Origin of the sequence: Amycolatopsis sp. cmx-4-54 (assembly GCF_046548895.1) — a bacterium.
Classification (GTDB): Bacteria; Actinomycetota; Actinomycetes; order Mycobacteriales; family Pseudonocardiaceae; genus Amycolatopsis.
Map to the genome: position 1 here is coordinate 324034 of NZ_JAEBEJ010000002.1, position 22151 is coordinate 346184.

Here is a 22151-nt window from a genome sequence, read left to right on the forward strand (position 1 = left end):
ATCGGCACCTCGGGTCGTACGCGGAGGGCAGCGCTGTCCGGAGCCGACCATCCCGGACGGCACGGGCTCTCCGCGGGCGTACAGGAGAAACGGGAGCGGACACAACAAGTGCCAGAGCTGGTCGTTCAACTCACCAGGGTGGGCTTTCTCGTGCTGCTCTGGCTCTTCGTGTTCGCCGCGTTGCGTGTGGTCCGTTCGGACCTGTACGCGGCCTCCGGGCTGCGAGTCGCCGTGCCGACGTTCGGCCGCAAGAAGAAGGAACCCAAGAAGCCGCGCGGCGGGAAATCGCCGCAGCAGCTGCTCGTGACCCATGGTGCGCTGGCAGGAACCAGGATCGCCTTGGACGGCAGGCCGATCCTGATCGGCCGCGCCGACGACTCGACCCTGGTGCTGGACGACGACTACGCGTCGACCCGCCACGCCCGGATCGCCCTGCGCGGGGAGGATTGGTACGTGGAAGATCTGGGCTCGACGAACGGGACGTACCTCGACCGGGCTAAGGTCACGGCACCCCTCCGGGTCCCGCTCGGAGTCCCCATCCGGATCGGCAAAACGGTGATCGAGCTTCGCCCATGACTCTCGTCCTCCGCTACGCGGCTCGCAGCGACCGGGGCCTGGTGCGTTCCAGCAACCAGGACTCCGTGTACGCCGGTCCCCGCCTGCTCGCCCTCGCCGACGGCATGGGCGGTCACGCCGCGGGTGAGGTGGCCAGCAAGGTCGTCATCGCCTCCCTCGCCCCCCTCGACGACGACGATCCGAGCGACGATCTTCTCGCTCAGCTGCGTGAGGCCGTCCAGAACGGCAACGCGGCCATCGCCGAACTGGTCCAGCAGGACCCGGACCTCGACGGGATGGGCACCACCCTGACCGCCGTGCTGTTCGCCGGTTCGCGGATGGGTGTCGTGCACGTCGGCGACTCGCGGGCGTATCTGCTGCGCGGCGGTCAGTTCGCGCAGATCACGCGGGACGACAGCTTCGTCAACGAACTTCTCGAACAGGGCCGGATCACGCCGGAAGAGGCCGCGGTGCACCCGCAGCGGTCGCTGCTGCTGAAGGCGCTCACCGGGCACGAGGTCGAGCCGAGCCTGACCGTGCGCGAGGCCCGTGCCGGTGACCGGTACCTGATCTGTTCGGACGGCCTGTCGGGCATGGTCAGCGACGAGACGCTGGCCGAGGCGATCCAGATCCCGGATCCGCAGGCCTGCGCCGACCGGATGATCGAGCTGGCGCTCAAGGGCGGCGGCACGGACAACGTCACGGTGATCATCGCCGACGTCGTCGACGTCGACTTCGGTGAGGACGCGCCCATCGTGGGCGGCGCCGCCGGGGACGGCAGTGACGAGTTCCACCAGGGCGACTCCCCCGCCGCCCGTGCCCGCGCGCTGACCCAGCCCGCGCCGCAGCCGCGGCCCGAGGTCCAGCCCCAACAGGAGGACCCGAAGGTCAAGCGCCGGAGGCGATTTCGCTGGCTGGCGGGAGCGGTGGTCGTCCTGATCGTGCTGGCCGCGGCGGCGATCGCCACGCGGTATTTCGTGCTGAGCCAGTACTACGTCGGAGAGGGCGCCGGCGAGGAGGTCGTGATCTACCGCGGCGTCCCCGGCAGCGTCCTCGGCATCGACCTGCACGCCTTCGAGCAGGGCTCGTGCCCGCCGGGCGGTCTGTGCACCGACAAGCTCCTGGTGCCCGCCCTGCAGGAGGACGCGCGGATCGCGGTGAAGAACGGCGTCAAGAAGGACAATCTCGACGACGCCCGCAAGTACATCGACGACTTCCTGCGGCCGCACAAGCAGCTGGCCGACTGCAAACCGAACTCCAGCTCGACTTCCACGCCGCCCAGCGAACCGGCACCGCCGGCTTCGTCGTCGGCAGCCGCCCCTTCTACCCCCGCCTCGCCGAGTTCGGCGAATCAGCCAGCGGGGAGGGACTGCTCGACGCCGACCACGGCAGCACCAGGGGGCGGTAACTGATGAGCACGCCGCTCGCCGATCCGGCTTCGGCCCAGTTCGCCACGAACCCTCCGCGGGAGCTGCCCAAGCGGCGCGGCACCGAACTCGTCCTCCTCGCGTTCGCGACCTTCATCGTCACCGTCGCGCTCGTGCTGGTGGAGGCGAACCAGGAGCAGGAACTCACCAGCTCGATCATCTGGCTGGGGCTGTCGTACCTCGCTGTGCTGACGGCGGCGCATCTGGCTGTCCGTCGCTGGGCGCCGTACGCGGACCCGGTGATCCTGCCGTGCGTCGCGCTGCTGAACGGGCTCGGCCTGGTGATGATCCACCGGATCGACCTGGCGCTCGCGGAACGCGCGCTCCAGCAGGGCAAGGAGTACACGCCGGACGTCACCAAGCAGGTGCTGTTCACGGCGATCTCGCTGGTGCTGTTCGTGGTGGTGCTGGTCGTGATCAGCGATCACCGCACGCTGACCCGCTACGGCTACACGTGTGGCCTGGTCGGGATCGTGGCGCTCGCGCTGCCCGCGGTGCTGCCGTCGAGCCTGTCCGAGGTCAACGGCGCGAAGGTCTGGATCAAGCTGCCGTTCTTCTCGATCCAGCCGGGCGAGTTCGCGAAGATCCTGCTGATGATCTTCTTCGCCTCGTTCCTGGTGACGAAACGCGACCTGTTCATGGTCGCGGGCAAGCGGATCGTCGGCGTCGAGCTGCCACGTGCCCGTGACCTCGGCCCGATCCTCATCGCGGCGGCCGCCTGCCTCGGCGTGCTAATGTTCGAGAAGGACCTCGGCACATCGCTGCTGTTCTTCGGTGTCACGCTGGTGATGTTGTACGTCGCCACCGAACGGGTCATCTGGGTCGTGCTGGGGGTCGGCTTCTTCGCCGCCGGCGCGATCATCGCCTACAACCTGTTCACGCACGTCCAGCAGCGTGTCCGGAACTGGATCGACCCGCTGGCCACCTACGACGACCCCGGCGGCGGCTACCAGGTCGCGCAGGGGCTGTTCGGGCTCGGCACCGGCGGGGTCGGCGGCACCGGCCTCGGCGCCGGGCGGCCGGATATGGTCCCCGAGGCCAAGACGGACTTCATCACCACCGCGATCGGCGAGGAACTCGGCCTGATCGGGCTCACGGCGATGCTGATGCTGTACCTGATCCTGGCGATGCGCGGGATGCGCAGCGCCCTCGCCGTGCGCGACACCTTCGGCAAACTCCTCGGCGGCGGTCTGTCGTTCGCCCTGGTCATGCAGATCTTCGTCGTCGTCGGCGGCGTCACGAACCTGATCCCGAACACCGGGATCACCGCCCCGTTCCTCTCCCGCGGTGGTTCTTCACTGCTCGCGAACTACATCCTGGTGGCCCTCCTGCTTCGCATCTCCGACGCCGCCCGCAGACCCGCCGTGCGGCCGAAGCCGCAGCAGCCGCAAGCGCCGCTCGCCGAAGCGCACACGGTGATGGTCCAGCGGCCGCCCGCGACCGGTGAGGGGAGTGCCTCGTGAACACCCCGCTCCGCAAGGTGGGTGTCGCCATGCTCGTCATGGTGGTGCTGCTGATGGCGAACGCCACCTACATCCAGGTGGTCAAGGCCGACGACTACCGCACCGATTCGCGCAACGTGCGCGTGCTCTACGACGAGTACTCCCGCCAGCGAGGCCTGATCGTGACGCCCGACGGCGCCGCGCTCGCGAAGGTCGAACCGTCGAACGACAAGTACAAGTTCATCCGGACCTACGCCGACGGTCCGATGTACGCGCCGGTCACCGGCTACTACTCGATCAACTACGGCTCCGGCGGTCTGGAGCGCTCCGAGGACGACGTCCTCAACGGTTCCGACCCGCGCCTGTTCGTGCGGCGCCTTTCGGACATGGTCACCGGCCGCGACCCGCGCGGCGGGAACGTGCGCCTGACGATCAACCCGGCCGTGCAGAAGGCCGCGTACGACCTGATGACCCAGAAGGGTTACACCGGCGCGGTGGTCGCGCTGGAGCCCAAGACCGGACGCATCCTCGCGATGGTGTCGACGCCGTCGTTCGATCCGAACAAGCTGGCCTCGCACACCACCAAGGAGCAGGTCGCGGCCTGGTCACAGTGGCGCGACGATCCGAAGAAGCCGATGCTGAACCGCGCGATCTCGGAGACGTACCCGCCGGGTTCGACGGCCAAGCTGCTGGTGACCGCGGCCGCGCTCGAGGACGGCAAGACCGCGGACATGCCGGTCAACACCGCGCCCAACGTGAAGCTCCCCGGTACGCAGACGACGCTGGAGAACTACGGCGGCGCGGCCTGCAAGGGCAGCACGCTGAAGGAAGCGCTGCGGTACTCGTGCAACGTGCCCTTCGCCGAGATCGCGGGCGAGCTCGGCAAGGACAAGCTGAACGCGACGGCCAAGAACTTCGGTGTCGGCGAGGACCTGACCGTGCCGATGCGGGTCGCCGGGTCCTCCCTCGGCCCGCTGGAATCGAAGGCGGCCCTGTACCAGAGCGCCATCGGGCAGCGCGACGTGCGGCTGACCCCGATTCAGGACGCCCTCCTTTCGGCGACCATCGCGAACAACGGCATGGCGATGAAACCGCAGCTCGTGCAGTCGCTGCTGGCGCCGAACCTGTCGACCATCGAGGACTACAAACCGACCGAACTGACCGGTGACGCCGCGATGTCCAGCGCGAACGCCGCGATCCTGCGCGACATGATGCTGGCGTCGGAAGAGAACACGAAGGGCGCCGGCAAACGCGGCGACATCCAGATCGCCTCCAAGACCGGCACCGCCGAGCACGGCAACGACCCGAAGAACACCCCGCCGCACGCCTGGTACACCGGGTTCGCGCCGGCGATGGACCCGAAGATCGCCGTCGCGGTGATCGTCGAATCCGGGGGTAACCGCGGGCTCGAAGCGACCGGTGGCACCGTGGCCGCGGAGATCGGCCGCGCCGCCGTCAACGCCATGCTCGGGGGTGGATAGCGAATGCTGTCCTCGGGTCAGCTGCTGGCCGACCGGTACAAGCTGACGAACCGGATCGCCGTCGGCGGGATGGGCGAGGTCTGGCAGGCCAGTGACACGCGGCTGGACCGGACGGTCGCGGTCAAGATCCTCAAGGCCGAGCTGTCCGGCGACGCGGAGTTCCTGCACCGGTTCCGGACCGAGGCGCGGATGACGGCGTCGCTGAACCACCCCGGCATCGCCGCGGTGCACGACTACGGCGAGACGGTCGCGGACGAGCTGTCGATCGCGTATCTGGTGATGGAGCTGGTCGAAGGCGATCCGCTGGCCGCGATCATCACCCGCGAAGGTCGGCTGAACGCCGAGCGCACCCTGGACATCCTCGAACAGGCCGGCAACGCGCTGCAGGCCGCGCACGAAACGGGTCTCGTGCACCGGGACGTCAAACCGGGCAACATCATGGTGACCCCGGCCGGACAGGTGAAGATCACGGATTTCGGTGTCGCGAAGGCCGCCGACGCCGCCCCCGTGACCAGGTCCGGCATGGTGATGGGCACCGCCCACTACATCGCTCCCGAACAGGCGCTCGGGCACAACGCCGAACCGGCGAGCGACGTCTATTCGCTGGCCGTGTGCGGCTACGAATGCCTCACCGGGCACCGGCCGTTCCTTTCGGAGAACGCGGTGACCGTCGCGATGATGCACATCCGCGACCTCCCGCCGCCGCTGCCGCCGGACGTGCCACCGGGCGCCCGCGCGGTCATCGAAGCGACCCTGATCAAGGATCCGCGACAGCGGTACAACAGCGGTGGCGAGTTCGCCGCCGCGGTCGCCGCGGTCCGCGCCGGGCTTCCGCTGCCGACACCGTCGGGGCTGGTCAACGTGGCCTATTCGGCGGGTCAGCCGGTGCTGCCGCAGCAGGTCCCGCCCGGACCGCATTCGCCGCCGAACCCGATGGTGGCCATCGGGTCGGCGTCGCATCCGGCGATGCACCCGGTCAGCGGCCCGCCACCGATGGCGGTCCGCCGTCTGCCGGGCAGACGGCCACAATGGGGCTGGTGGGTGCTGCTCGCGGTGATCCTGATCGCAGTACTGGTGGCAGGAGCCTTCCTCATCGTGAGACTGGTCGGTTCGGGCAACGGACCGCAGTCGGGCGGCGTGGAAACTAGTGAACACGTGCCGGCTCCGGGTAAAGAGTCTGAAGGTCCTTCGCCGACATCCGCATACCCAGCGGTGCCGACGGAGGGCGGCACCGAGGAGCCGGCCGGACAGGCGAATCCGGGAATGATGAGCAGCAAACCTTGGACGGAATGGAACGGCACGCAGAGATGAGCACACCAAGACTGCTCAGCAACCGCTACGAGCTGGGCGAAACGCTCGGCTACGGAGGCATGTCGGAGGTCCACCACGGCCACGACGTGCGCCTGGGCCGGGAGGTGGCGATCAAGATCCTGCGTGCCGACCTGGCGCGGGATCCCCAGTTCCAAGAACGTTTCCGTCGCGAGGCACAGAACGCGGCGGCACTGAACCACCCGGCGATCGTCGCCGTGTACGACACCGGCGAGACGAACACCGAGTTCGGCCCGCTGCCCTACATCGTCATGGAGTACGTCGAAGGACGGACTCTGCGGGACATCGTGAAGACCGAAGGGCCGATGTCGCAGAAGCGGGCGATGGAGGTCATGGCCGACGTCTGCGCGGCACTGGACTTCTCGCACCGGCACGGCATCGTGCACCGCGACGTCAAACCGGCGAACGTGATGATCACGAAGAACGGCGCCGTCAAGGTGATGGACTTCGGTATCGCGCGCGCCATGCACGACGGGCAGTCCGCGATGACGCAGACCGCCGCGGTGATCGGCACGGCGCAGTACCTCTCGCCGGAGCAGGCGCGCGGTGAGTCCGTCGACGCGCGTTCCGACGTCTACGCCGCCGGTTGTGTGCTGTACGAACTCGTCACCGGCGAGCCGCCCTTCACCGGCGACTCGCCCGTGGCGGTGGCGTACCAGCACGTCCGGGAAGACCCGAACCCGCCTTCGTCGGTGAACCCCGCCGTGGCGCCCGAGCTCGACGCCGTCGTGCTCAAGGCGCTCGCGAAGGGCCCGGCGAACCGCTATCAGTCGTCGGCGGAGATGCGTTCGGACCTGGTCCGCACGCTGTCCGGCCAGCGTCCGGCCGCGCCGATGGTGATGTCGGAGGACGAGCGCACCCAGGTCATGGACTCCGACCGCCGGGTGCCGCAGCGCTACGACCAGTACGAGGACGAAGACGAGGACCCGGCCGCGAAGAAGAAGCGGCGTGCCTGGCTCATCGCCGGTCTCGTGGCCTCGCTGGCCGCCGTGGTGCTGCTGATCGTGTGGTTGTCGGGTGCCTTCAAGGACTCCGGCGCGGAGAGCAAGACGATTCCGAACGTCCTCAACCAGAGTGAGGCGTTCGCGACGGACACCCTGCGCAGCGCCGGTTTCAACTCGTTGGAAACCAAGAAGGTCCCCTGCACCGGGGAAGCCGTCAACGGCCTGCCCGCCTGCGGCGAGAACGACATCGGCAAGGTCATCGCGATCAACCCGAACGAAGGTCAGGTCACGCTGACCTCGAACAAGGTCACACTGACCGTCGGCGCGAAGCCGGAGAAGGTCAAAACCCCGGATCTGAAGGGCAAGACCGTGGCCGAAGCCACGACGGCGCTGACCGAAGCCGGTCTGAAACTCGGCGCGACCTCCGAGGAAGAGACCGAAAACACGAACGAGGCAGGCAAGGTCATCTCGCAGAACCCGGCTTCGCAGGCCGAGGTCGACCAGGGTTCGAAGGTCGACATCACGGTCGGCAAGTCCAAGGACCTGAAGACGGTCCCGAACTACAAGGGCAAGACGCAGGCCGAGGCCGAAGCCGGGTTGAAGGCGGCCGGTTTCACCCCGCAGGTCAACAACGTGGACTCCGACCAGCCCAAGGGCACGGTGATCGACCAGACCCCGAACGGCGGCAAGGTCGCCGTCGGCAGTGTGGTCAAGCTGTCCGTGTCGAACGGCAGCCAGGAGACCTTCGACATGCCGAATCTGAAGGGCATGACCGAGGAGCAGGCGACGCGGCAGCTGCAGCAGCTGGGCTGGTCCGGCAACCTGGACACGCAGGCCGACAAGAACGGCGACCGGGACCAGGCGGGCAAGGTCAGCAAGACCAACCCGCAGGCCGGTGCGAAGATCGCGAAGAACGCGCCGATCACGCTGTTCATCGTCGAAGGCGATGAGACGCCGACGTCGTCGAGTTCGCGAAACCTGCCGGGTTTCCCGGGCGGATAGTCAGACTGGGAATGGGCCCGCACGGGTTTTCGTGCGGGCCCATTCTTGTACCGGGACAAACAGGTCGCTACGAAGCGCTACACTAGGGGCATGGTCCGGCAGATCACTCAACGCGAGCTGCGCAACGACACACCGAACATCATGCGTGCCGTCGAAGAAGGCGACAGTTTTGTTCTCACGCGTAACGGGACGCCTGTCGCGGACATCGTGCCGCACAGCCAGAAGCCGACGTTCGTTCCGTTCGGCGAGCTGATCGAGCTCCTCGGCGATCTTCCGCCGGAAGATCCTGAGCGTTTCTTCGCAGATGTCGATCGCGCGGCGGACCCTGATCCTCACCGTGGCCCTGGAGAGCCGGAGCAGTGACCGAAAGGGTTCTGCTCGATACTTCGGCGGTCATCGCCCTTCCTCGTCCCGAGGAACTCGCGCTCGACGCACCCGCGGCCATCAGCTCGATCACCCTCGCCGAACTGGCAGCCGGGGTGCACGGCGCTGCCCGCCCCCGCGACAGAGCCTCCCGGCTGGTGCGCCTCCAACGTGTCGAGGCTCGGATCGTCTGTCTCCCGTTCACCCCGGAGGCGGCCCGCATGTACGGCCAGCTGTACGCCATGGTCCTCGACGGCGGCAGGCAGCCACGAGGACGGCGAATGGATCTCCTCATAGCGGCGGTCGCGGCGATCCATCGGATTCCTTTGGTCACCCGCAATGGCCCGGATTTCACCGATCTCACACCGCTTGTCAAAGTGATCGCTCTACCGGCTTTGTCGACTACCGATTAGGGCGCCAAGCTTTCGAGAAGTCCTTGGTAGGCCTGCTGAATAAGCCCCGCGCTGGTATGCACCACGACCACCTTCGGTCGCGTCGCAATGAGTGCCGAGCCTGTCGTACATGGCCGCGAGCCGTTCGGGGCCGCCCAGCATCTCGTGCGCCTTGACGTGTCTGGTGTCGAGGACGACGATCTCGTGGAACTCCGCGGCCTCCCCTGCGAGCGTTTCCAGTCGTTCGAGGAAACCTGCACGGCCGAGGAACTGCGGGATGATCACGTCGTCGACGTCGAGGTTCAAGGTCAACGGGTGCTCTTCGGCGTACCGCCGGGCGAGCGTCGACTTCCCGCAGGCGGGTGGTCCGTTGAGCACGCTGAGACGCGGCATCAGGCGTTGCGTCGCAGCAGATTTCCGACGGCCGTCGCGCTCAGCAGCAGGGCGGCGACCGCCGCCACCGCGGCCACCGTGAACGGGACGGCCAGTGGTTGTTGCGAGGTCAAGGCGCGCAGCAGCGGGTTGGCCAGCGGAAGCCACTTGACCAGGAGCACGGCCGCGAGCGCGAAGATCGCCGCCAATACCGACCAGCCGACGCGCGGGACCAGCAGCCGCGAACAGGGCAGCCCGATCGCGATCCCGAACAGCGCGCACAGCGCGTGCGCCGCGGCCCCGAGGGCGAGGGTGCCGATCGGGAAACCGCCGGAGCGGAGGCCCGACCAGGCCAGCGTCACGATGATCAGCACCGCGGCGCAGGCGAAGACGGCCAGCGTGGCGCCGCCGAGGACCGATCGCCAGCGCCGTGCGTGGCTGAAGGTCACCAGCCGCTGGACCGGGTCTTCGACGTCGAGCATCGCGATCGTCAGCCAGCACGAGACCACCAGCAGTGAACCCGCGCTGATCCCGTACTGCGGCAGCAGCGGCGACTTCGGGTCCGTGTAGAGCACGGTGTTCACCGCGAGATAGGCGAGGGTCGCGGGAAGGTAGCGCTGGGAATGGCCGAGCAGCGCGAGGTAGTAGCGGGTCATGGCGAGCACGGCGCCACCTCCCGGACCGAGAAGCCGCGGTTGAGCGCACGTAGCAGGACCGCGTCCGTGTGCCCGGCTTCGACCGTCAGGACGACTCTCCCGCCTTCGACCACGACTTGGCTGACGCCGGGTTCCGAGGACCAGTCGCTGGCGGGCCCGTGAAGGACGATCCTTGTCGCGCCTGGTTCGACACGGGTCAGCAGGCCGCCGTCCATCCGGTAGACGTCGTCGGCGTGGGCGTGCACGGCGGCCGCGCGGTGATCGGTGAAGACCACACTCGCGCCCCGGTCCCTGGTCTCGGCGACGAGTTCGCCGAGCACCGTGTGGGCTTCGACGTCGAGCCCGGACCAAGGCTCGTCGAGGATCAGCAGTTCCGGCTCGGCGAGCACGGCCTGCGCGAGGCCGACCTTCTGGGCGTTGCCCTTCGACAGGGTCCGCAAGGGCGCGTCCGGACCGCCGACCAGCGCCAGCCGGTCCAGCAGCGGATCGATTGCCGACAGGTCGACATGGCCGCCGATGCGGGCCATATGCCGCAGGTACGCCCGCGCGCTCATCCGCTGGCCTGCCGGGAACCGGTCCGGCAGGTAGCCGACACGCGGGCTGCCGATGACGCTTCCCGACGTTACCCGGGAGAGTGCCGCGAGGATCTTGAGCAGCGTCGACTTCCCCGAACCGTTCGAGCCGAGGACGCCGATCACACGACCGGCCGGGACGTCGAGGTCGACGTCGGCGAGCACGGGTTCACCGCGGCCGTAGCGCTTACCGACTCCTTCGAGCCGGATCAGCGAGGTCACGCAGCAGCGGCCTTCTGCAGCGCGCGGGTCTCCTGTTCGAGTTCGTTGACCCTGGCGTCGGGGACGGGGTGCCCGGCGGAAGCCATCCAGTTCGCCAACATCCGGTGCCCGCCCTGGGTGAGCACGGATTCGGGATGGAACTGGACACCTTCGAGCGGCAGCTCGCGGTGCCGCATGCCCATCACGACACCGGAGTCGGTGCGGCCTGTGATCTCGAACACGGCGTCGTCGATGGTTTCGGGCAGAACGGTCAGCGAGTGGTACCGCGTGGCGGTGAATTCCGCGGGCAGCCCGGCGAGCACTCCGTCGCCCGAATGGTGGACCTGACTGGTCTTGCCGTGCAGCAGTTCGGGGGCGCGGTCGACGGTCGCCCCGAAGACGACGCCGAGGGCCTGGTGGCCGAGGCAGACGCCGAGCATCGGGATGCGCTTCTCGGCGCATTCGCGGATGACGTCCATGCTCTGACCAGCGCGTTCCGGGGTTCCGGGGCCGGGAGAGACGAGCACCGCGTCGAACTCGCCGAGCTTGCCGACATCCACCACGTCGTTACGCCAGACGGTGCAGTCGGCGCCGAGCTGGGCCAGGTACTGGACCAGGTTGTAGACAAAACTGTCGTAGTTGTCGACGACGAGCACGCGCATGAAGCCAGCTTAGCGGCTCCCACCAGGTGGACCGTACGCCAGATCACAATGATTGTTAGGGCTGCCTAACTTACCGTGGTAGGAGTGAGCCGTTCTCTTCGTGTAGCCATCGTGGGTGCCGGTCCGGCCGGCATCTACGCCGCCGACATCCTCGACAAGTCCGACGCTGACGTGACGATCGACCTGTTCGAGCGCATGCCGGCGCCGTTCGGGCTGATCCGGTACGGCGTCGCGCCCGACCACCCCCGGATCAAGGGCATCGTCACCGCCCTGCACAAGGTCCTCGACAAGCCGAACATCCGGCTGCTGGGCAACGTCGACTACGGGACCGACCTGAAGCTCGACGACCTGCGCCAGTTCTACGACGCCGTGATCTTCTCGACCGGCGCCATGGCCGACCGCGCGCTCGACATCCCCGGGATCGACCTCGACGGCAGCTACGGCGCCGCCGACTTCGTCTCCTGGTACGACGGACACCCGGACGTGCCGCGCACCTGGCCGCTGAACGCGACCTCGGTCGCGGTCCTCGGGGTCGGGAACGTGGCACTCGACGTGGCGCGGATCCTCGCGAAGACCGCGGACGAGCTGCTCAGCACCGACATCCCGGACAACGTCTACCAGGGCCTGAAGGCCAGCCCGGTCACCGACGTGCACGTGTTCGGCCGCCGCGGCCCGGCTCAGGCGAAGTTCACGCCGCTGGAGCTGCGGGAGCTGGACCACTCGCCGAACGTCGAGGTCATCGTCTACCCCGAGGACATCGAGTTCGACGAGGGCAGCATCGCCGCGCTGCGGGCGTCGAAGCAGATCGACATGGTCGTGAAGACGCTGCAGGAGTGGGCGATCCGCGACCAGGGCGACCGGCCGAAGCGGCTGCACCTGCACTTCCTGCACTCGCCCTGCGAGGTCGTCGGCGAGGACGGCCGGGTCGTCGGCCTCCGGACCGAGCGCACCGAACTGACCGGTGACGGCAACGTGCGCGGCACCGGCGAGTTCCACGACTGGGACGTCCAGGCCGTCTACCGGGCGGTGGGCTACCTGTCGTCGCATCTGCCGGAGATCCCGTTCGACCACACCACCGGGACCGTGCCGAACCAGGCGGGCCGGGTGCTGGACATCGACGAGGAGCAGGTGCCGGGCGTCTACGTGACCGGCTGGATCAAACGCGGTCCGGTCGGCCTCATCGGCCACACCAAGGGTGACGCGGCCGAAACCATCGCGAGCCTGCTGGCCGACGCCGACGCCCTGGCGGCCCCGGCCGTGGACGACCCCGACGCGATCCTCGGTTTCCTGACCGAACGCGGCGTTCCCTTCACCACTTGGGAGGGCTGGGGCAAGCTCGACGCCCACGAGAAGTCCCTCGGCGTCCCGCACGGCCGGGACCGCGTCAAGGTCGTCGAGCGTGACGAGATGACTCGTATCTCCCGCTTCTGAAAACTGCGCGTGAAGGCCCCCTTCCCTCGGCTGAGTCGAGGGAAGGGGGCCTTCACGGTGTGCCCAAGTAAGCCAGAACCGCGAGGACCCGGCGGTTCGTGTCGTCCGAGGCGACGATGCCGAGTTTCGCGAAGATGTTCGCGGTGTGCTTCCCCACCGCGCCTTCGCTGAAGTGCAGCCGTCCGGCGATGGCGGCGTTGGAACAGCCCTCCGCCATCAAGCCGAGCACTTCGCGTTCGCGTGGGGTCAGCGCCGCGAGCGGGTCGGATGCGTTGCCCGCTACCAGTTTCGCGATCACCTCGGGGTCCATCGCGGTCCCGCCACCCGCTACCCGCCGTACCGCGTCGATGAACTGGTCGGCGTTGAAGACGCGGTCCTTCAGCAGGTAGCCGATCGCGCCCGCGCCGTCGGCGAGCAGCTCACGTGCGTAGAGCTGCTCGACGTGTTGTGACAGAACGAGAATCGGCAAGCCGGGGAGGTCACGCCGTACCGCCAGCGAGACCTGAAGCCCTTCGTCGGTGAGCGTCGGCGGCATGCGGACGTCGACGACCGAAACGTCGGGCCGGTGTGTGCGCAGCGCCCGGTCCAGTTCCGGCCCGGTGCCCACCGCCTCGACGACGTCGAAACCGTGCGCGGTCAGCAAATGCGTCAAGCCGTCTCGGAGGAGGTACTGGTCCTCGGCGACGACACATCGGGGTCGAGCTGGCACGGGAGCTCCATGATCGCCTTCGTCGGCCCGCCGGGCGGGCTGGTCAGCGCAAAAGTACCGTCGAACGTGCCCAGCCTGCGTTCGATCCCGCGAATCCCGCTACCCCTGGCCGCGTTCGCGCCGCCCTTGCCGTCGTCGGTCACCTCGATCCGCAACAGGCCGTCGTCGTAGCCCAGGTCGATCGACACTCGCCGCGCCTCGCCGTGCTTCGCCGCGTTGCCCAGCAGCTCGCTGACCGCGAAGTACGCGCACGCCTCCGCGAGCTGCTCTAGCCGAGGCAGGACGCCGTTCACCGAAGCCCGCAGCGGACTGTCGAGCGCCATCGCCCGCACGGCGTCACCGAGCCCGCGCTCGGACAACACCGGCGGGTGAATCCCGCGCACCAGCAGCCGCAACTCGGTCAGCGTTTCGGACGACGTCTGCCGGAGCTCGGCGGCCAGCCGTTTCGCCGCGGCCGGGTCGCTGTCGATCAGCGCTTCGACCGCACCCAGCTTCATACCCATCGCGACCAGCCGCGACTGGACACCGTCGTGCAGGTCCCGTTCGATGCGCCGCAGCTCGGCGGCCTGCGCGACCGACGCGTCCGTCCGTGTCTCCTTCAGCCGTTCGACACGCTGTGCCAGCCGCGAAGCCTCTGTCGGCCCCAGCAGCAGCTTCGCGAAGCGCGCTCCTTGGCGGGCGAGCCACGGCGTCGCGGCCAGTCCGGCGACGAAGGCCGCCACGGCGACCGGAGTCAGCGCGAGCGCTTGCCCGAACGGCCGCAAGACCCACAGCGCCACCGCGCCGCAGATACCGCCGAACACCAGCGCCGCCGTCGGCACCACCATCAGCAGCAGGACCACGGAGTTGACCACCGCGGCCGCCATGTCCCGCCAGGTCGCGCGGTCGAACATCGCCCAGCGGAAGCGCGCGAGCCGCGCCGGCCACCACGGCGTGTCGTACAGCTGCCGTCCGTGCTGGTACATCCCGTCCGCCCGGGGAACGGGGAACGGCGGCTCCGGCAGGTACGGGCGGTCGATCCGCACGCCGGTCCAGTTCTTGGCCTCGCGGCGCAGGGTGTCGGTCACCGAGCGACCGGCGACGACCATCGTCGGGAACAGCGACGACGGCCAGATCAGGCTGAGCAGCGTCGGGATCACCATCCCGAGCTGCGCGACCGAAAGCGCCAACAGCCCCATTTGGAAGCCCAGCGCCTTCATCCTCTTCTTGGCCCAGCCGTCTCCGTCGCGGGCCGGACGGGGTCCGAGCCACCAGCGCGTCCACTTCCCGTACAGCCGGAGCGCGCGCGGCCCGGTCAGCACAACCGCGGGTACCAGCAGCAGGCCCGCGAGTGGATTCCACAGCTGCCAGCCGAGATCGCGGCCGGTCGCCGGATCGTCGGCGATCCACTCGAACCGTTTGGTCCACTTGATCAACCATGGCCGCTTGAACAGGCTGTTCCCTTCGCGGTACCAGCCGTCGCGCTCGCGTTCCGGCTCCGGCGGCGCCGGCCGGTAGGGCGGTTCGACGTCGACACCGCACCAACGTCCGGACAGCCGCCGGGTGAGCGCGGCGCGCGGACGCGTCCCTTCGAGCGCCAGCGTGTAGGCGAAGACCAGGCCGACACAGAGCAGGCAGAAACCCACCAGTTCGAGCAGCAGGTCCAGCCAGCTCACCAGCGCCAAGGCCGCGAGCACGAAGCCCCGGCGCACTGAGGTGAGGTGGGTGCGGATCATACGGCGAAGTCTTCCCCACCGCCTCGGCCCGGCACAGTGACCACAGGCCCACGATCAGGGTGGGTCCAGCCCCACCCCAAGTGTGGGTTCAGCGCCATTCTGGCCAACTCCCTTGCGCCATAACGTTTTTCGCATGCCACTCATCGAAGTCAGCAACCTCCGCAAGACATACGGGGAGCACGTCGCGGTCGACGACGTTTCGTTCCACGTGGAACAGGGCGAGATCTTCGGGATCCTCGGGACCAACGGCGCCGGCAAGACCACCACCGTCGAATGCCTCCAGGGCCTGCGGACGCCGGACTCCGGCACCATGTCGGTCCTCGGCCTCGACCCCGGCAAGGACCACACCGCGCTGCGGCAGCGCCTCGGCTCGCAACTCCAGGAGAGCCGCCTGCCGGACAAGATCAAGGTCCACGAGGCGCTCGACCTCTACGCGTCCTTCTACGCGAACCCCGCCGACACCGGCGACCTGCTCGCGAAACTGGGACTCACCGAGCAGCGGGACAAGTACTTCGGCAAGCTTTCCGGCGGCCAGAAACAGCGCGTCTCGATCGCGCTCGCACTGGTCGGCCGCCCCGAGGTCGCCGTCCTCGACGAGCTGACCACCGGACTGGACCCGCACGCCCGCCGCGACACCTGGAAGCTCGTCGAGACCGTGCGCGACACCGGCGTCACCGTCCTCCTCGTCACGCACTTCATGGACGAGGCCGAACGCCTCTGCGACCGCCTGGCGATCTTCGACGCCGGCCGCGTGGTCGCCACCGGAACTCCGGCCGAACTTCGTGACCGCGCCGGAAAATCCACTTTGGACGAAGCCTTCGTGTCCCTGACCGGCCGCGACTGAGAGCAGGAGACGAAAATGAACACGCTGGCCAAGATCACCGTCACCGAAACGAAAATCGCCCTCCGCACGCCGGGCTTCGTCCTCGGCGGGCTTCTCCTGCCGACGGCCATCACGGCCGTGCTCGGGATGATCCCCGGCATCCGCGCGGAAAGCGGCACCGCGACGGGAATGCGCTTCCTCGACGCCTGGGTGCCGTCGATGATCGTGCTCACCATGGCCATGATGGGCCTGCAGGCGATTCCCGGGATCATCGCCTCCTACCGCGAGCAGGGCATCCTCCGCCGCTTCGCCACCACTCCGGTACACCCGGCCCAGCTGCTGGTGGCGCAGCTGATCATCAACGTCACCGTGACGATCGGCGGGGTCGGCATCCTCCTCGTGACGGCGGGCGTCGTCTTCGACGTCCCCAGCCCGCGTCACCCGCTCGGCTTCCTGCTGACGTTCGTCCTCGGGACGACCGCGATCTTCGGCCTCGGCCTGATCGCCGCGGCGGTCGCCAAGACCAGCCGCGCCGCGGGCGGGATCGCGATGATCGCCTACGTCCCGGTCATGTTCCTCGGTGGCGTCTGGCTGCCGCGTCCGCTGCTTCCGGAGGCCATCCGGGACATCGGCGCGTACATCCCGCCGGGTGTCAAAGCCCTCGAAGACGCCTGGACCGGCGCCGGCGCCCAGCCGCTGCAACTCGCCGTTCTGGCGGCTTTCGCGGTGGGCAGTTGTGTCGTGGCGGCCAAGCTCTTTCGCTGGGAGTGACGACGGCTTCCGCCAAAGTGGTGATGATCATCGTTTTCTCTTGTGGCTCGGGCCGAGGGTGAGTAGTCAGGTAGATGGCCCACGTTCACCGTGTCTCTCTCGGAGGTTCGATGTCTCTGGATGTATCGCCCGCGCTGCTGGAGAAGGCCGAGCGCGGGGAGGTCTCCGACGCCGAATTCGTCGCCTGTGTCCGGGAGTCCCTGCCCTACGCCTGGACCGTGATCACCGGTGTCATCGCGGAGGCCGAGGGCGCGGCCGACGGGTTCGCCGACAACGAGACGCCGCCGCCGAGCGAGGCCGAACGCGGCCAGCTGCTGCGGGCGCTCGCCTCCGACTCCATCCGCGGCGGGCTGGAACGGCACTTCGGCGTGAAGCTGGCGTTCCAGAACTGCCACCGCGTCGCCGCGTTCAAACCGTCCCAAGTGGACAGTGACCGGTACCGCGCGTTCGTCTCGGTGCGCGGCCAGCTGCTGAACCAGAGCCCGGAACTCCGCGACTGCTAACCCCGTCGCAGCGCGGGAAGGACCTCTTCCCCGATCCGCGCGATGTTCTCGAGCGTTCCCTCCGGCGTACCGGACGCTTCCACCATCATGATCACGTGGGAGACCCCGGTACGCCGGATGCTCGTTCCCAGCCGGTCGACGCAGTACTCCACGCCGCCGATCGGGTGCATCTCGCACAGCCGGTCGGTGTAGGAGACCGGGTCCTTGTCGAGCCCCCGCTTGCCGTCGAGGTACACGTGCCCGGCGAATCCCTCCTTGAGGGAGCCAGGCAACGCGGACCGCACGATGTCCAGCGCATCGTCCCCGACCTGGCACATCACCGTCGAGACGTGTCCGGCGGCGGAATCCCCGTACGCGGCAAGGGTTTCGATCTTGCCGTCGTCGTCGGTGTGCAGCCCGAGCAGCATCGGCAGCCCGCGATCGGCGGCGAGCCGGACCGCGCGGGAGCCGGCGTCCCCGCAGGCCACGACCATGCGCGGAGCCCGCTCCGGCCGCGGCACCATCGGCACCTCGCGAAAGGCGAAGTGCTCCCCTTCGGCGGAGACGGTCTTCGACGTCATCGCGGCCAGTAGCAGGTCGAGGCTCTCCTCGAACCCGCTTTCGTAGCGGGACGCGCCGGTGCCGAAGACCTCCAGGTCCTGCCACGGCCCACCCCGGCCGACGCCGATCCGCAGCCGTCCGCCGGAAACCGCGTCGAGCAGCGACCACTGTTCGGCGAGCGCCACCGGATGCGCGACCGACAGCACGCTCACCGCGGTGCCGACGGCGATCCGCTCGGTGCGGCCCAGCACGTGCGCGGCGAGGGTGATCGCGGACGGGCAGACGCCGTACGGCATGAAATGGTGCTCGGCGAACCACACGTCGTCGAACCCGGCCCGTTCCGCGGCGATGGCGGCGTCGACCGACCGGCGCAGGACCTCGGCGTCCTCCTGCCCGGGAAACCGGCCGGAAACGAGAAAGACTCCGAATCGCACGCCTACTGGACGCTCACTTCGTTGAACCAGAGCCGGGGTTCAAGCCACGGGAAGACGACCAGCATCAGCAGCGCCACGATGCCGAGCGCCAGCACGACCGCCGTCGCCAGCTTCACCGCGAAGGGGCCTGGCAGCTTGCGCCAGATCCAGCCGTACATCAGCGCGCCTCCGAGATCTTGGGCAGGAGTTCGGCGTAGGAGCCGACCTGGTTCTTCGGCACCTGCTGAGCCAGCACCGCGTGGATGATGAGCCGTTCCTTGGCCGAGAACTTCGGGTGACAGGTCGTCAGCGTCAGCAGCGAGACCTGCTCGGCCTTCGGCAGGATCTCCGGGTCCTTGTACGGCACCGGGTTCACGGTCTCGCCCTTGGTCGGGAACACGATGCGGCGGCCGTTGGTCTCGCCGTAGGCACCGCCGTCGACGGCGTTCGGGTCGCGCAGTGTCCCGACGTTCTTGCACTTCGGCTGCGCGCCCTTGCCCGCGGCCCAGCCTTCGACCTCGTCCTTGTACGGCAACACCTTGTAGACGTAGAAGTCGGTCTGCGTCTCGATGATGATCTGGTCGCACGAGCCGAGGTTGTCCAGGTCGTTGAACGGCGCGCCCTTGCCGACCCGGTGGCCGGCGATGGCGAAGTTGCCCGGCTCGCCCGGCAGCGCCGTGCCCTTGTAGTGGCCGGGGCCGACTTCGAGGGCGGCCTCGGTGGTGCCTTCCTGGATGGTGAAGTTGAAGTCGGCGCCGAACACCGGGATGTGGATCCTGGCGAACGCCTTCCCGTCGACCAGGTCGGGATGCAGCTGCCGGTCCTTGCCCCACTCGCCGTCCAGTTCCGAACTCGCCTCGGACTGCTTGCCCGCGGAGAAGAGGTCGGTCACGTAGACCTCGTAGACCATGAACAGCAGCACGACGAGGCCCGCGGTGATGAGCAGCTCGCCGACGGTCCGGATGGCGGCGCCGCCCTTGCCCAGTTCGCGCGGTGGCGGCCGTTCCTCGGTCGCGGTACCACCGCCGACCGGTTCGAAGATGACGGTCTCCTCGGTCGACCCCGGCGGCGGCGCGGGACGGCGGCGCGGCGGCGCGTCCGTCCGGCGGCGCGGCGGAGGCCCGTCGTACGCCCTGCCGTCCTGCGGCCTCCGTCGAGGCGTCGGCGCCTCGCCCGGGGCCCGACGCGGCGGAACCGCGTCCTCAGGCCTACGCCGGGGGGCCGGACGGCCTCCTCCGGGTGGTCGTTCGGAGTACCGCCGTCGGTCTCCGCCCGGCTCTTCCCGCTCAGCCACCACCCAAGCTCCTCAGTCTCGAACCAAGCCGCAGTGTCGAACCGGCACAGTGTGTCGAACCGTGTGTGACACCATTGTCACAGTGCGGGAAATCGACCGGTCCCGGACGGTGCCCAGCGGCGCTCGTTTACGTTAACGTGTGCACGTGGCGCTGGTTGCGCACCCGAAAGCGGGTCATCGCCACCAGGGAAGCCGAACAGTACGCGAGGAACACGATGCCGAAGTCCAAGGTCCGTAAGAAGACGGCGTACACCCCGCCGACCGACCGCCGCACGCCGGTGAAGGTCAAGGCCGCGGGCCCGTCGAACCTGTTCTACAAGATCGTGATGTTCGGCCTCATGCTGGTCGGCCTGATGTGGTTGGTCGTCAACTACATCGCGGGCGACAAGATCCCCTTTATGGCGGAGCTGGGCAACTTGAACTTCCTCATCGGTTTCGCGCTGATGATCGCCGGGTTGCTCATGACGATGCGGTGGCGGTGAGCATTACCCCGGATGGCGGCTTGACGCCTAATTACACCGGTGTGACTCATCCCCAGTGTGGATAACCCCTGTGGATAACTACCCCACCTCTTGGGCACCGCAGCAGAACGTTGTGGTAGTGGCCTGGCTGGTCACCCTGTTGTTGCTGGCAGGCGTGCTGTGGCTGGCCATCGGCGGTGACGTCGGCGGCACGCTGTTGACCGGGTTCGCGACGCTCTCGGTGGGCGCGCTCGCGCTGCACGGCACCCTGCTCCGTCCCCGGCTTGCCGCCGGTCCCGACGGAATCCTGGCCAGGACCGTCGGCGGCGCGCGCCACTACTCCTGGTCCGAAGCCCGGCTGCGGGTCCGCACGACGCGACGGCTCGGCCGGGACAGCCTGACCCTCGAGGTCGAATCCGGCGACCACCTGCTGGTGTTCGGCCGGATCGACCTCGGTGAGGACCCCAGGGACGTCCTGGACGTCCTCACCGCCCTCAAGGGTCAGGCGTTGTCGTAGTAGTGGACGTCGCCGTTGGGGCCGTGTGACCAGCCCGGAACGGCCGGTCCCACCGCGGGCGGCGCGTATTCCCCGAAGATCTCGTACGGCGAGGCCGGCGAGCAGATCGGGTTGATCTTCACGACGCAGGTCCGCAGCGATCCGCTGAACTTCGCTTTGACGTGCCGGGGCCGCTGATCCTCCACCACGGCCGGGCCCGCGGTGATCTCCCAGCCGGTGGCCGCACCCGGGCCGGTGGTGCCGACGGTCTGCGTCGCCACCGCCGAAGTGACGCCGGGATCGCCGAAGCAGATTTTCAACGCCGCGTCGACGTAGGCGACACGCAGTGTGATCGCGCTGCCGGAGCCGAGGAAATAGCGTTTGGTGTAGGTCTGGCAGGTCTCGGCGGCTTGCCCGGCCTGCGCGACCGACGGTGCCAAGGCCGACGCCATCAGGGCGACGGCGGTGAGAGCTGCTGCTTTCCGGATCTTCATCTCAACCCCCAAGTTGATGATGTCAATGATCAACTCGAAGATACCCGGACTTGTTGCTTCCCCACCGGGTAATCGCATAACCCACTCGGGGGAAGCGTGCTCACTACCCGTAGCAGGCGTAGATCACCTGACCTTGGAACCGCACGAACTCGCAGTACGCCGCCGTCACGGTCTGGGTGTCCTTCCAAACGATGAGCCCGATGATCGCCACGACGACGATCACGATCCCGCCGATCTGCCACTTGAGCCGGTCTTTCTCCGGCGCGTACAGCAGCGCGAAGGTCACCAGGAGACCGGCGGCGAATCCGCCGGCGTGCCCGAGGACGGAGATACCCGGCACCTGGAAGGTGATGAAGACGTTCAACCCCAGCATGACGAGCAGCCAGGTGGGATTGAGCTTGAGCTTGATGACGATGACCGCGTAGGCGCCCATGAGTCCGAAGATGGCACCGGACGCGCCGACCACCGGGCGCGCTCCGAGGTCCGAGAACACCAGGCAGGCGGCCGAGCCACCGAGCATCGACACGAAGTAGAGCGCCGTGAACGGGACGCGGCCGAGCGCGACCTCCAGCGGGCGGCCCACGAACCACAGCGAGAAGGCGTTGCTCGCGACGTGCAGCAGGCCGAAGTGCAGGAACCCCGAGGTGAAGATCCGCCACCATTCGTTGCCCGCGAGCGTCGGCGCGTTGGCCAGGTTGCCGAGCTGGAAGAACTCCGAGATGTTGTTGCTCGCGAGGCTGCCGGCCAGTGCGACGGTGAGGAAGAAGACGGCGACGTTGATCGCCAGGAGGACCGGCGTCACGACGGCCGTCCGAGGTTGCCGGGCGCCGGCGATGGTGGTGGCGCCGTAGCCCGCGTCGCGGTACTGCTTCTGCTGGACGCGATCCTGCTGGCGCCCCGCCTGGACGCAGTCCGTGCACTGGAAGCCCACGGCCGCTTCGCGCAGGCAATCCGGGCAGGCCGGACGCTCGCAGCGTGAACAGCTCAGCCCGGTCGGCCGGTTCGGGTGCCACCAGCAGCCGGGCATGGCGGCCTGCTGGTACTGGGGATTCGGTGGTTGGCTCACGATGCCACCAACCTACCGAAATCCCCCGTAACCGGCT

25 protein-coding genes are annotated in these 22151 nt (G+C 68.3%); 14 read left to right on the forward strand and 11 right to left on the reverse strand.

Going from position 1 to position 22151, the window contains the following annotated elements; genetic code table 11:
- Positions 1-108 precede the first annotated feature (108 nt).
- The 8 genes from ACLJQ7_RS06755 to ACLJQ7_RS06790 all read left to right on the forward strand — a co-directional run bounded on the left by ACLJQ7_RS06755 (position 109) and on the right by ACLJQ7_RS06790 (position 8956).
- A complete protein-coding gene (locus ACLJQ7_RS06755) occupies positions 109-576 on the forward strand; it encodes an FHA domain-containing protein FhaB (protein WP_276365536.1) in 468 nt (155 codons plus the stop codon).
- Entirely contained in the window at positions 573-1967 is a 1395-nt protein-coding gene (locus tag ACLJQ7_RS06760; RefSeq protein WP_410647278.1) for a PP2C family protein-serine/threonine phosphatase, read from the forward strand. Before ACLJQ7_RS06755 ends, ACLJQ7_RS06760 begins: the two co-directional genes overlap by 4 nt.
- A complete protein-coding gene (locus ACLJQ7_RS06765; RefSeq protein ID WP_410647279.1) occupies positions 1967-3445 on the forward strand; it encodes an FtsW/RodA/SpoVE family cell cycle protein in 1479 nt (492 codons plus the stop codon). The genes ACLJQ7_RS06760 and ACLJQ7_RS06765 overlap by 1 nt, the downstream gene beginning before the upstream one ends.
- Positions 3442-4905 (forward strand): peptidoglycan D,D-transpeptidase FtsI family protein, encoded by a 1464-nt coding sequence (locus tag ACLJQ7_RS06770; RefSeq protein WP_410647280.1) that lies wholly within the window; start codon positions 3442-3444, stop codon positions 4903-4905. Before ACLJQ7_RS06765 ends, ACLJQ7_RS06770 begins: the two co-directional genes overlap by 4 nt.
- Positions 4906-4908: 3 nt before the next feature.
- Positions 4909-6216, forward strand: a complete 1308-nt coding sequence (locus tag ACLJQ7_RS06775) for a protein kinase domain-containing protein (protein WP_410647281.1) — start codon at positions 4909-4911, stop codon at positions 6214-6216.
- Positions 6213-8180, forward strand: a complete 1968-nt coding sequence (gene pknB, locus ACLJQ7_RS06780) for a Stk1 family PASTA domain-containing Ser/Thr kinase (protein ID WP_410647854.1) — start codon at positions 6213-6215, stop codon at positions 8178-8180. Before ACLJQ7_RS06775 ends, pknB begins: the two co-directional genes overlap by 4 nt.
- Before the next feature lie 90 nt (positions 8181-8270).
- Positions 8271-8543 (forward strand): type II toxin-antitoxin system Phd/YefM family antitoxin, encoded by a 273-nt coding sequence (locus tag ACLJQ7_RS06785; RefSeq protein WP_410647282.1) that lies wholly within the window; start codon positions 8271-8273, stop codon positions 8541-8543.
- On the forward strand, positions 8540-8956 hold the full coding sequence (locus tag ACLJQ7_RS06790; RefSeq protein WP_410647283.1) for a type II toxin-antitoxin system VapC family toxin: 417 nt from the start codon (positions 8540-8542) through the stop codon (positions 8954-8956). Before ACLJQ7_RS06785 ends, ACLJQ7_RS06790 begins: the two co-directional genes overlap by 4 nt.
- Here the strand turns inward: ACLJQ7_RS06790 and ACLJQ7_RS06795 are convergent.
- The 4 genes from ACLJQ7_RS06795 to ACLJQ7_RS06810 are packed head-to-tail and all read right to left on the reverse strand — an operon-like array spanning position 8930 to position 11398.
- Positions 8930-9328: a hypothetical protein gene (locus tag ACLJQ7_RS06795; RefSeq protein WP_410647284.1), complete on the reverse strand. Its 399-nt coding sequence runs from the start codon at positions 9326-9328 to the stop codon at positions 8930-8932. The two genes, ACLJQ7_RS06790 and ACLJQ7_RS06795, sit on opposite strands and share 27 nt — an antisense overlap.
- Positions 9328-9972 (reverse strand): hypothetical protein, encoded by a 645-nt coding sequence (locus tag ACLJQ7_RS06800; RefSeq protein WP_410647285.1) that lies wholly within the window; start codon positions 9970-9972, stop codon positions 9328-9330. The genes ACLJQ7_RS06795 and ACLJQ7_RS06800 overlap by 1 nt, the downstream gene beginning before the upstream one ends.
- Positions 9960-10757, reverse strand: coding sequence for an ATP-binding cassette domain-containing protein (locus tag ACLJQ7_RS06805; RefSeq protein ID WP_410647286.1), 798 nt, complete (start codon positions 10755-10757; stop codon positions 9960-9962). Before ACLJQ7_RS06805 ends, ACLJQ7_RS06800 begins: the two co-directional genes overlap by 13 nt.
- A complete protein-coding gene (locus ACLJQ7_RS06810; RefSeq protein WP_410647287.1) occupies positions 10754-11398 on the reverse strand; it encodes an aminodeoxychorismate/anthranilate synthase component II in 645 nt (214 codons plus the stop codon). The genes ACLJQ7_RS06805 and ACLJQ7_RS06810 overlap by 4 nt, the downstream gene beginning before the upstream one ends.
- 111 nt (positions 11399-11509) lie before the next feature.
- On the opposite strand from ACLJQ7_RS06810, the gene ACLJQ7_RS06815 reads away from it, so the two are divergent.
- Positions 11510-12829, forward strand: coding sequence for an FAD-dependent oxidoreductase (locus ACLJQ7_RS06815; protein ID WP_410647855.1), 1320 nt, complete (start codon positions 11510-11512; stop codon positions 12827-12829).
- Positions 12830-12881: 52 nt separating this feature from the next.
- On the opposite strand, the gene ACLJQ7_RS06820 is transcribed toward ACLJQ7_RS06815, so the two are convergent.
- Both ACLJQ7_RS06820 and ACLJQ7_RS06825 read right to left on the reverse strand, forming a co-directional pair.
- Positions 12882-13538 carry a response regulator gene (locus ACLJQ7_RS06820; RefSeq protein WP_410647288.1) on the reverse strand — a complete coding sequence of 219 codons (657 nt, stop codon included), beginning with the start codon at positions 13536-13538 and terminating at the stop codon, positions 12882-12884.
- Complete coding sequence (locus ACLJQ7_RS06825; RefSeq protein WP_410647289.1) at positions 13478-15253, reverse strand: histidine kinase; 1776 nt, start codon at positions 15251-15253, stop codon at positions 13478-13480. Before ACLJQ7_RS06825 ends, ACLJQ7_RS06820 begins: the two co-directional genes overlap by 61 nt.
- A 133-nt stretch (positions 15254-15386) precedes the next feature.
- Here ACLJQ7_RS06825 and ACLJQ7_RS06830 point away from each other — a divergent pair, with 133 nt between their 5' ends.
- From ACLJQ7_RS06830 to ACLJQ7_RS06840, 3 genes are all read left to right on the forward strand, one after another.
- On the forward strand, positions 15387-16097 hold the full coding sequence (locus tag ACLJQ7_RS06830; RefSeq protein WP_410647290.1) for an ABC transporter ATP-binding protein: 711 nt from the start codon (positions 15387-15389) through the stop codon (positions 16095-16097).
- A 15-nt stretch (positions 16098-16112) separates the two neighbouring features.
- Positions 16113-16847 (forward strand): ABC transporter permease, encoded by a 735-nt coding sequence (locus ACLJQ7_RS06835; RefSeq protein ID WP_410647291.1) that lies wholly within the window; start codon positions 16113-16115, stop codon positions 16845-16847.
- A gap of 110 nt (positions 16848-16957) precedes the next feature.
- Positions 16958-17350 carry an SCO5389 family protein gene (locus tag ACLJQ7_RS06840; protein WP_063276715.1) on the forward strand — a complete coding sequence of 131 codons (393 nt, stop codon included), beginning with the start codon at positions 16958-16960 and terminating at the stop codon, positions 17348-17350.
- On the opposite strand, the gene ACLJQ7_RS06845 is transcribed toward ACLJQ7_RS06840, so the two are convergent.
- From ACLJQ7_RS06845 to ACLJQ7_RS06855, 3 genes are read right to left on the reverse strand one after another with little or no spacing between them, the layout of a single operon-like run.
- Positions 17347-18324 carry an LLM class flavin-dependent oxidoreductase gene (locus ACLJQ7_RS06845; RefSeq protein ID WP_410647292.1) on the reverse strand — a complete coding sequence of 326 codons (978 nt, stop codon included), beginning with the start codon at positions 18322-18324 and terminating at the stop codon, positions 17347-17349. The genes ACLJQ7_RS06840 and ACLJQ7_RS06845 overlap by 4 nt on opposite strands.
- 2 nt (positions 18325-18326) lie before the next feature.
- Entirely contained in the window at positions 18327-18482 is a 156-nt protein-coding gene (locus ACLJQ7_RS06850; protein WP_410647293.1) for a hypothetical protein, read from the reverse strand.
- A complete protein-coding gene (locus tag ACLJQ7_RS06855; protein WP_410647294.1) occupies positions 18482-19597 on the reverse strand; it encodes a class E sortase in 1116 nt (371 codons plus the stop codon). The genes ACLJQ7_RS06850 and ACLJQ7_RS06855 overlap by 1 nt, the downstream gene beginning before the upstream one ends.
- A 215-nt stretch (positions 19598-19812) precedes the next feature.
- Between ACLJQ7_RS06855 and crgA the strand changes: the two genes are divergently transcribed.
- Together crgA and ACLJQ7_RS06865 are read left to right on the forward strand one after the other, a co-directional pair.
- Positions 19813-20079: a cell division protein CrgA gene (gene crgA, locus ACLJQ7_RS06860; protein WP_410647856.1), complete on the forward strand. Its 267-nt coding sequence runs from the start codon at positions 19813-19815 to the stop codon at positions 20077-20079.
- A 118-nt stretch (positions 20080-20197) separates the two neighbouring features.
- Entirely contained in the window at positions 20198-20575 is a 378-nt protein-coding gene (locus tag ACLJQ7_RS06865) for a PH domain-containing protein (RefSeq protein WP_410647295.1), read from the forward strand.
- On the opposite strand, the gene ACLJQ7_RS06870 is transcribed toward ACLJQ7_RS06865, so the two are convergent.
- A complete protein-coding gene (locus ACLJQ7_RS06870) occupies positions 20560-21048 on the reverse strand; it encodes a hypothetical protein (RefSeq protein WP_410647296.1) in 489 nt (162 codons plus the stop codon). The two genes, ACLJQ7_RS06865 and ACLJQ7_RS06870, sit on opposite strands and share 16 nt — an antisense overlap.
- A 103-nt stretch (positions 21049-21151) precedes the next feature.
- Positions 21152-22114 (reverse strand): rhomboid family intramembrane serine protease, encoded by a 963-nt coding sequence (locus tag ACLJQ7_RS06875; RefSeq protein WP_410647297.1) that lies wholly within the window; start codon positions 22112-22114, stop codon positions 21152-21154.
- Between the last annotated feature and the right edge of the window lie 37 nt (positions 22115-22151).

Bases quoted from the DNA above. Each gene is read 5' to 3' on its own strand.
- ACLJQ7_RS06760 (WP_410647278.1), top strand. From the start codon at position 573: ATGACTCTCGTCCTCCGCTACGCGGCTCGCAGCGACCGGGGCCTGGTG.
- ACLJQ7_RS06765 (WP_410647279.1), top strand. From the start codon at position 1,967: ATGAGCACGCCGCTCGCCGATCCGGCTTCGGCCCAGTTCGCCACGAAC.
- ACLJQ7_RS06775 (WP_410647281.1), top strand. From the start codon at position 4,909: ATGCTGTCCTCGGGTCAGCTGCTGGCCGACCGGTACAAGCTGACGAAC.
- pknB (WP_410647854.1), top strand. From the start codon at position 6,213: ATGAGCACACCAAGACTGCTCAGCAACCGCTACGAGCTGGGCGAAACG.
- ACLJQ7_RS06785 (WP_410647282.1), top strand. From the start codon at position 8,271: ATGGTCCGGCAGATCACTCAACGCGAGCTGCGCAACGACACACCGAAC.
- ACLJQ7_RS06795 (WP_410647284.1), bottom strand. From the start codon at position 9,328: ATGCCGCGTCTCAGCGTGCTCAACGGACCACCCGCCTGCGGGAAGTCG.
- ACLJQ7_RS06810 (WP_410647287.1), bottom strand. From the start codon at position 11,398: ATGCGCGTGCTCGTCGTCGACAACTACGACAGTTTTGTCTACAACCTG.
- ACLJQ7_RS06825 (WP_410647289.1), bottom strand. From the start codon at position 15,253: ATGATCCGCACCCACCTCACCTCAGTGCGCCGGGGCTTCGTGCTCGCG.
- ACLJQ7_RS06830 (WP_410647290.1), top strand. From the start codon at position 15,387: ATGCCACTCATCGAAGTCAGCAACCTCCGCAAGACATACGGGGAGCAC.
- ACLJQ7_RS06835 (WP_410647291.1), top strand. From the start codon at position 16,113: ATGAACACGCTGGCCAAGATCACCGTCACCGAAACGAAAATCGCCCTC.
- ACLJQ7_RS06840 (WP_063276715.1), top strand. From the start codon at position 16,958: ATGTCTCTGGATGTATCGCCCGCGCTGCTGGAGAAGGCCGAGCGCGGG.
- ACLJQ7_RS06850 (WP_410647293.1), bottom strand. From the start codon at position 18,482: ATGTACGGCTGGATCTGGCGCAAGCTGCCAGGCCCCTTCGCGGTGAAG.
- crgA (WP_410647856.1), top strand. From the start codon at position 19,813: ATGCCGAAGTCCAAGGTCCGTAAGAAGACGGCGTACACCCCGCCGACC.
- ACLJQ7_RS06870 (WP_410647296.1), bottom strand. From the start codon at position 21,048: ATGAAGATCCGGAAAGCAGCAGCTCTCACCGCCGTCGCCCTGATGGCG.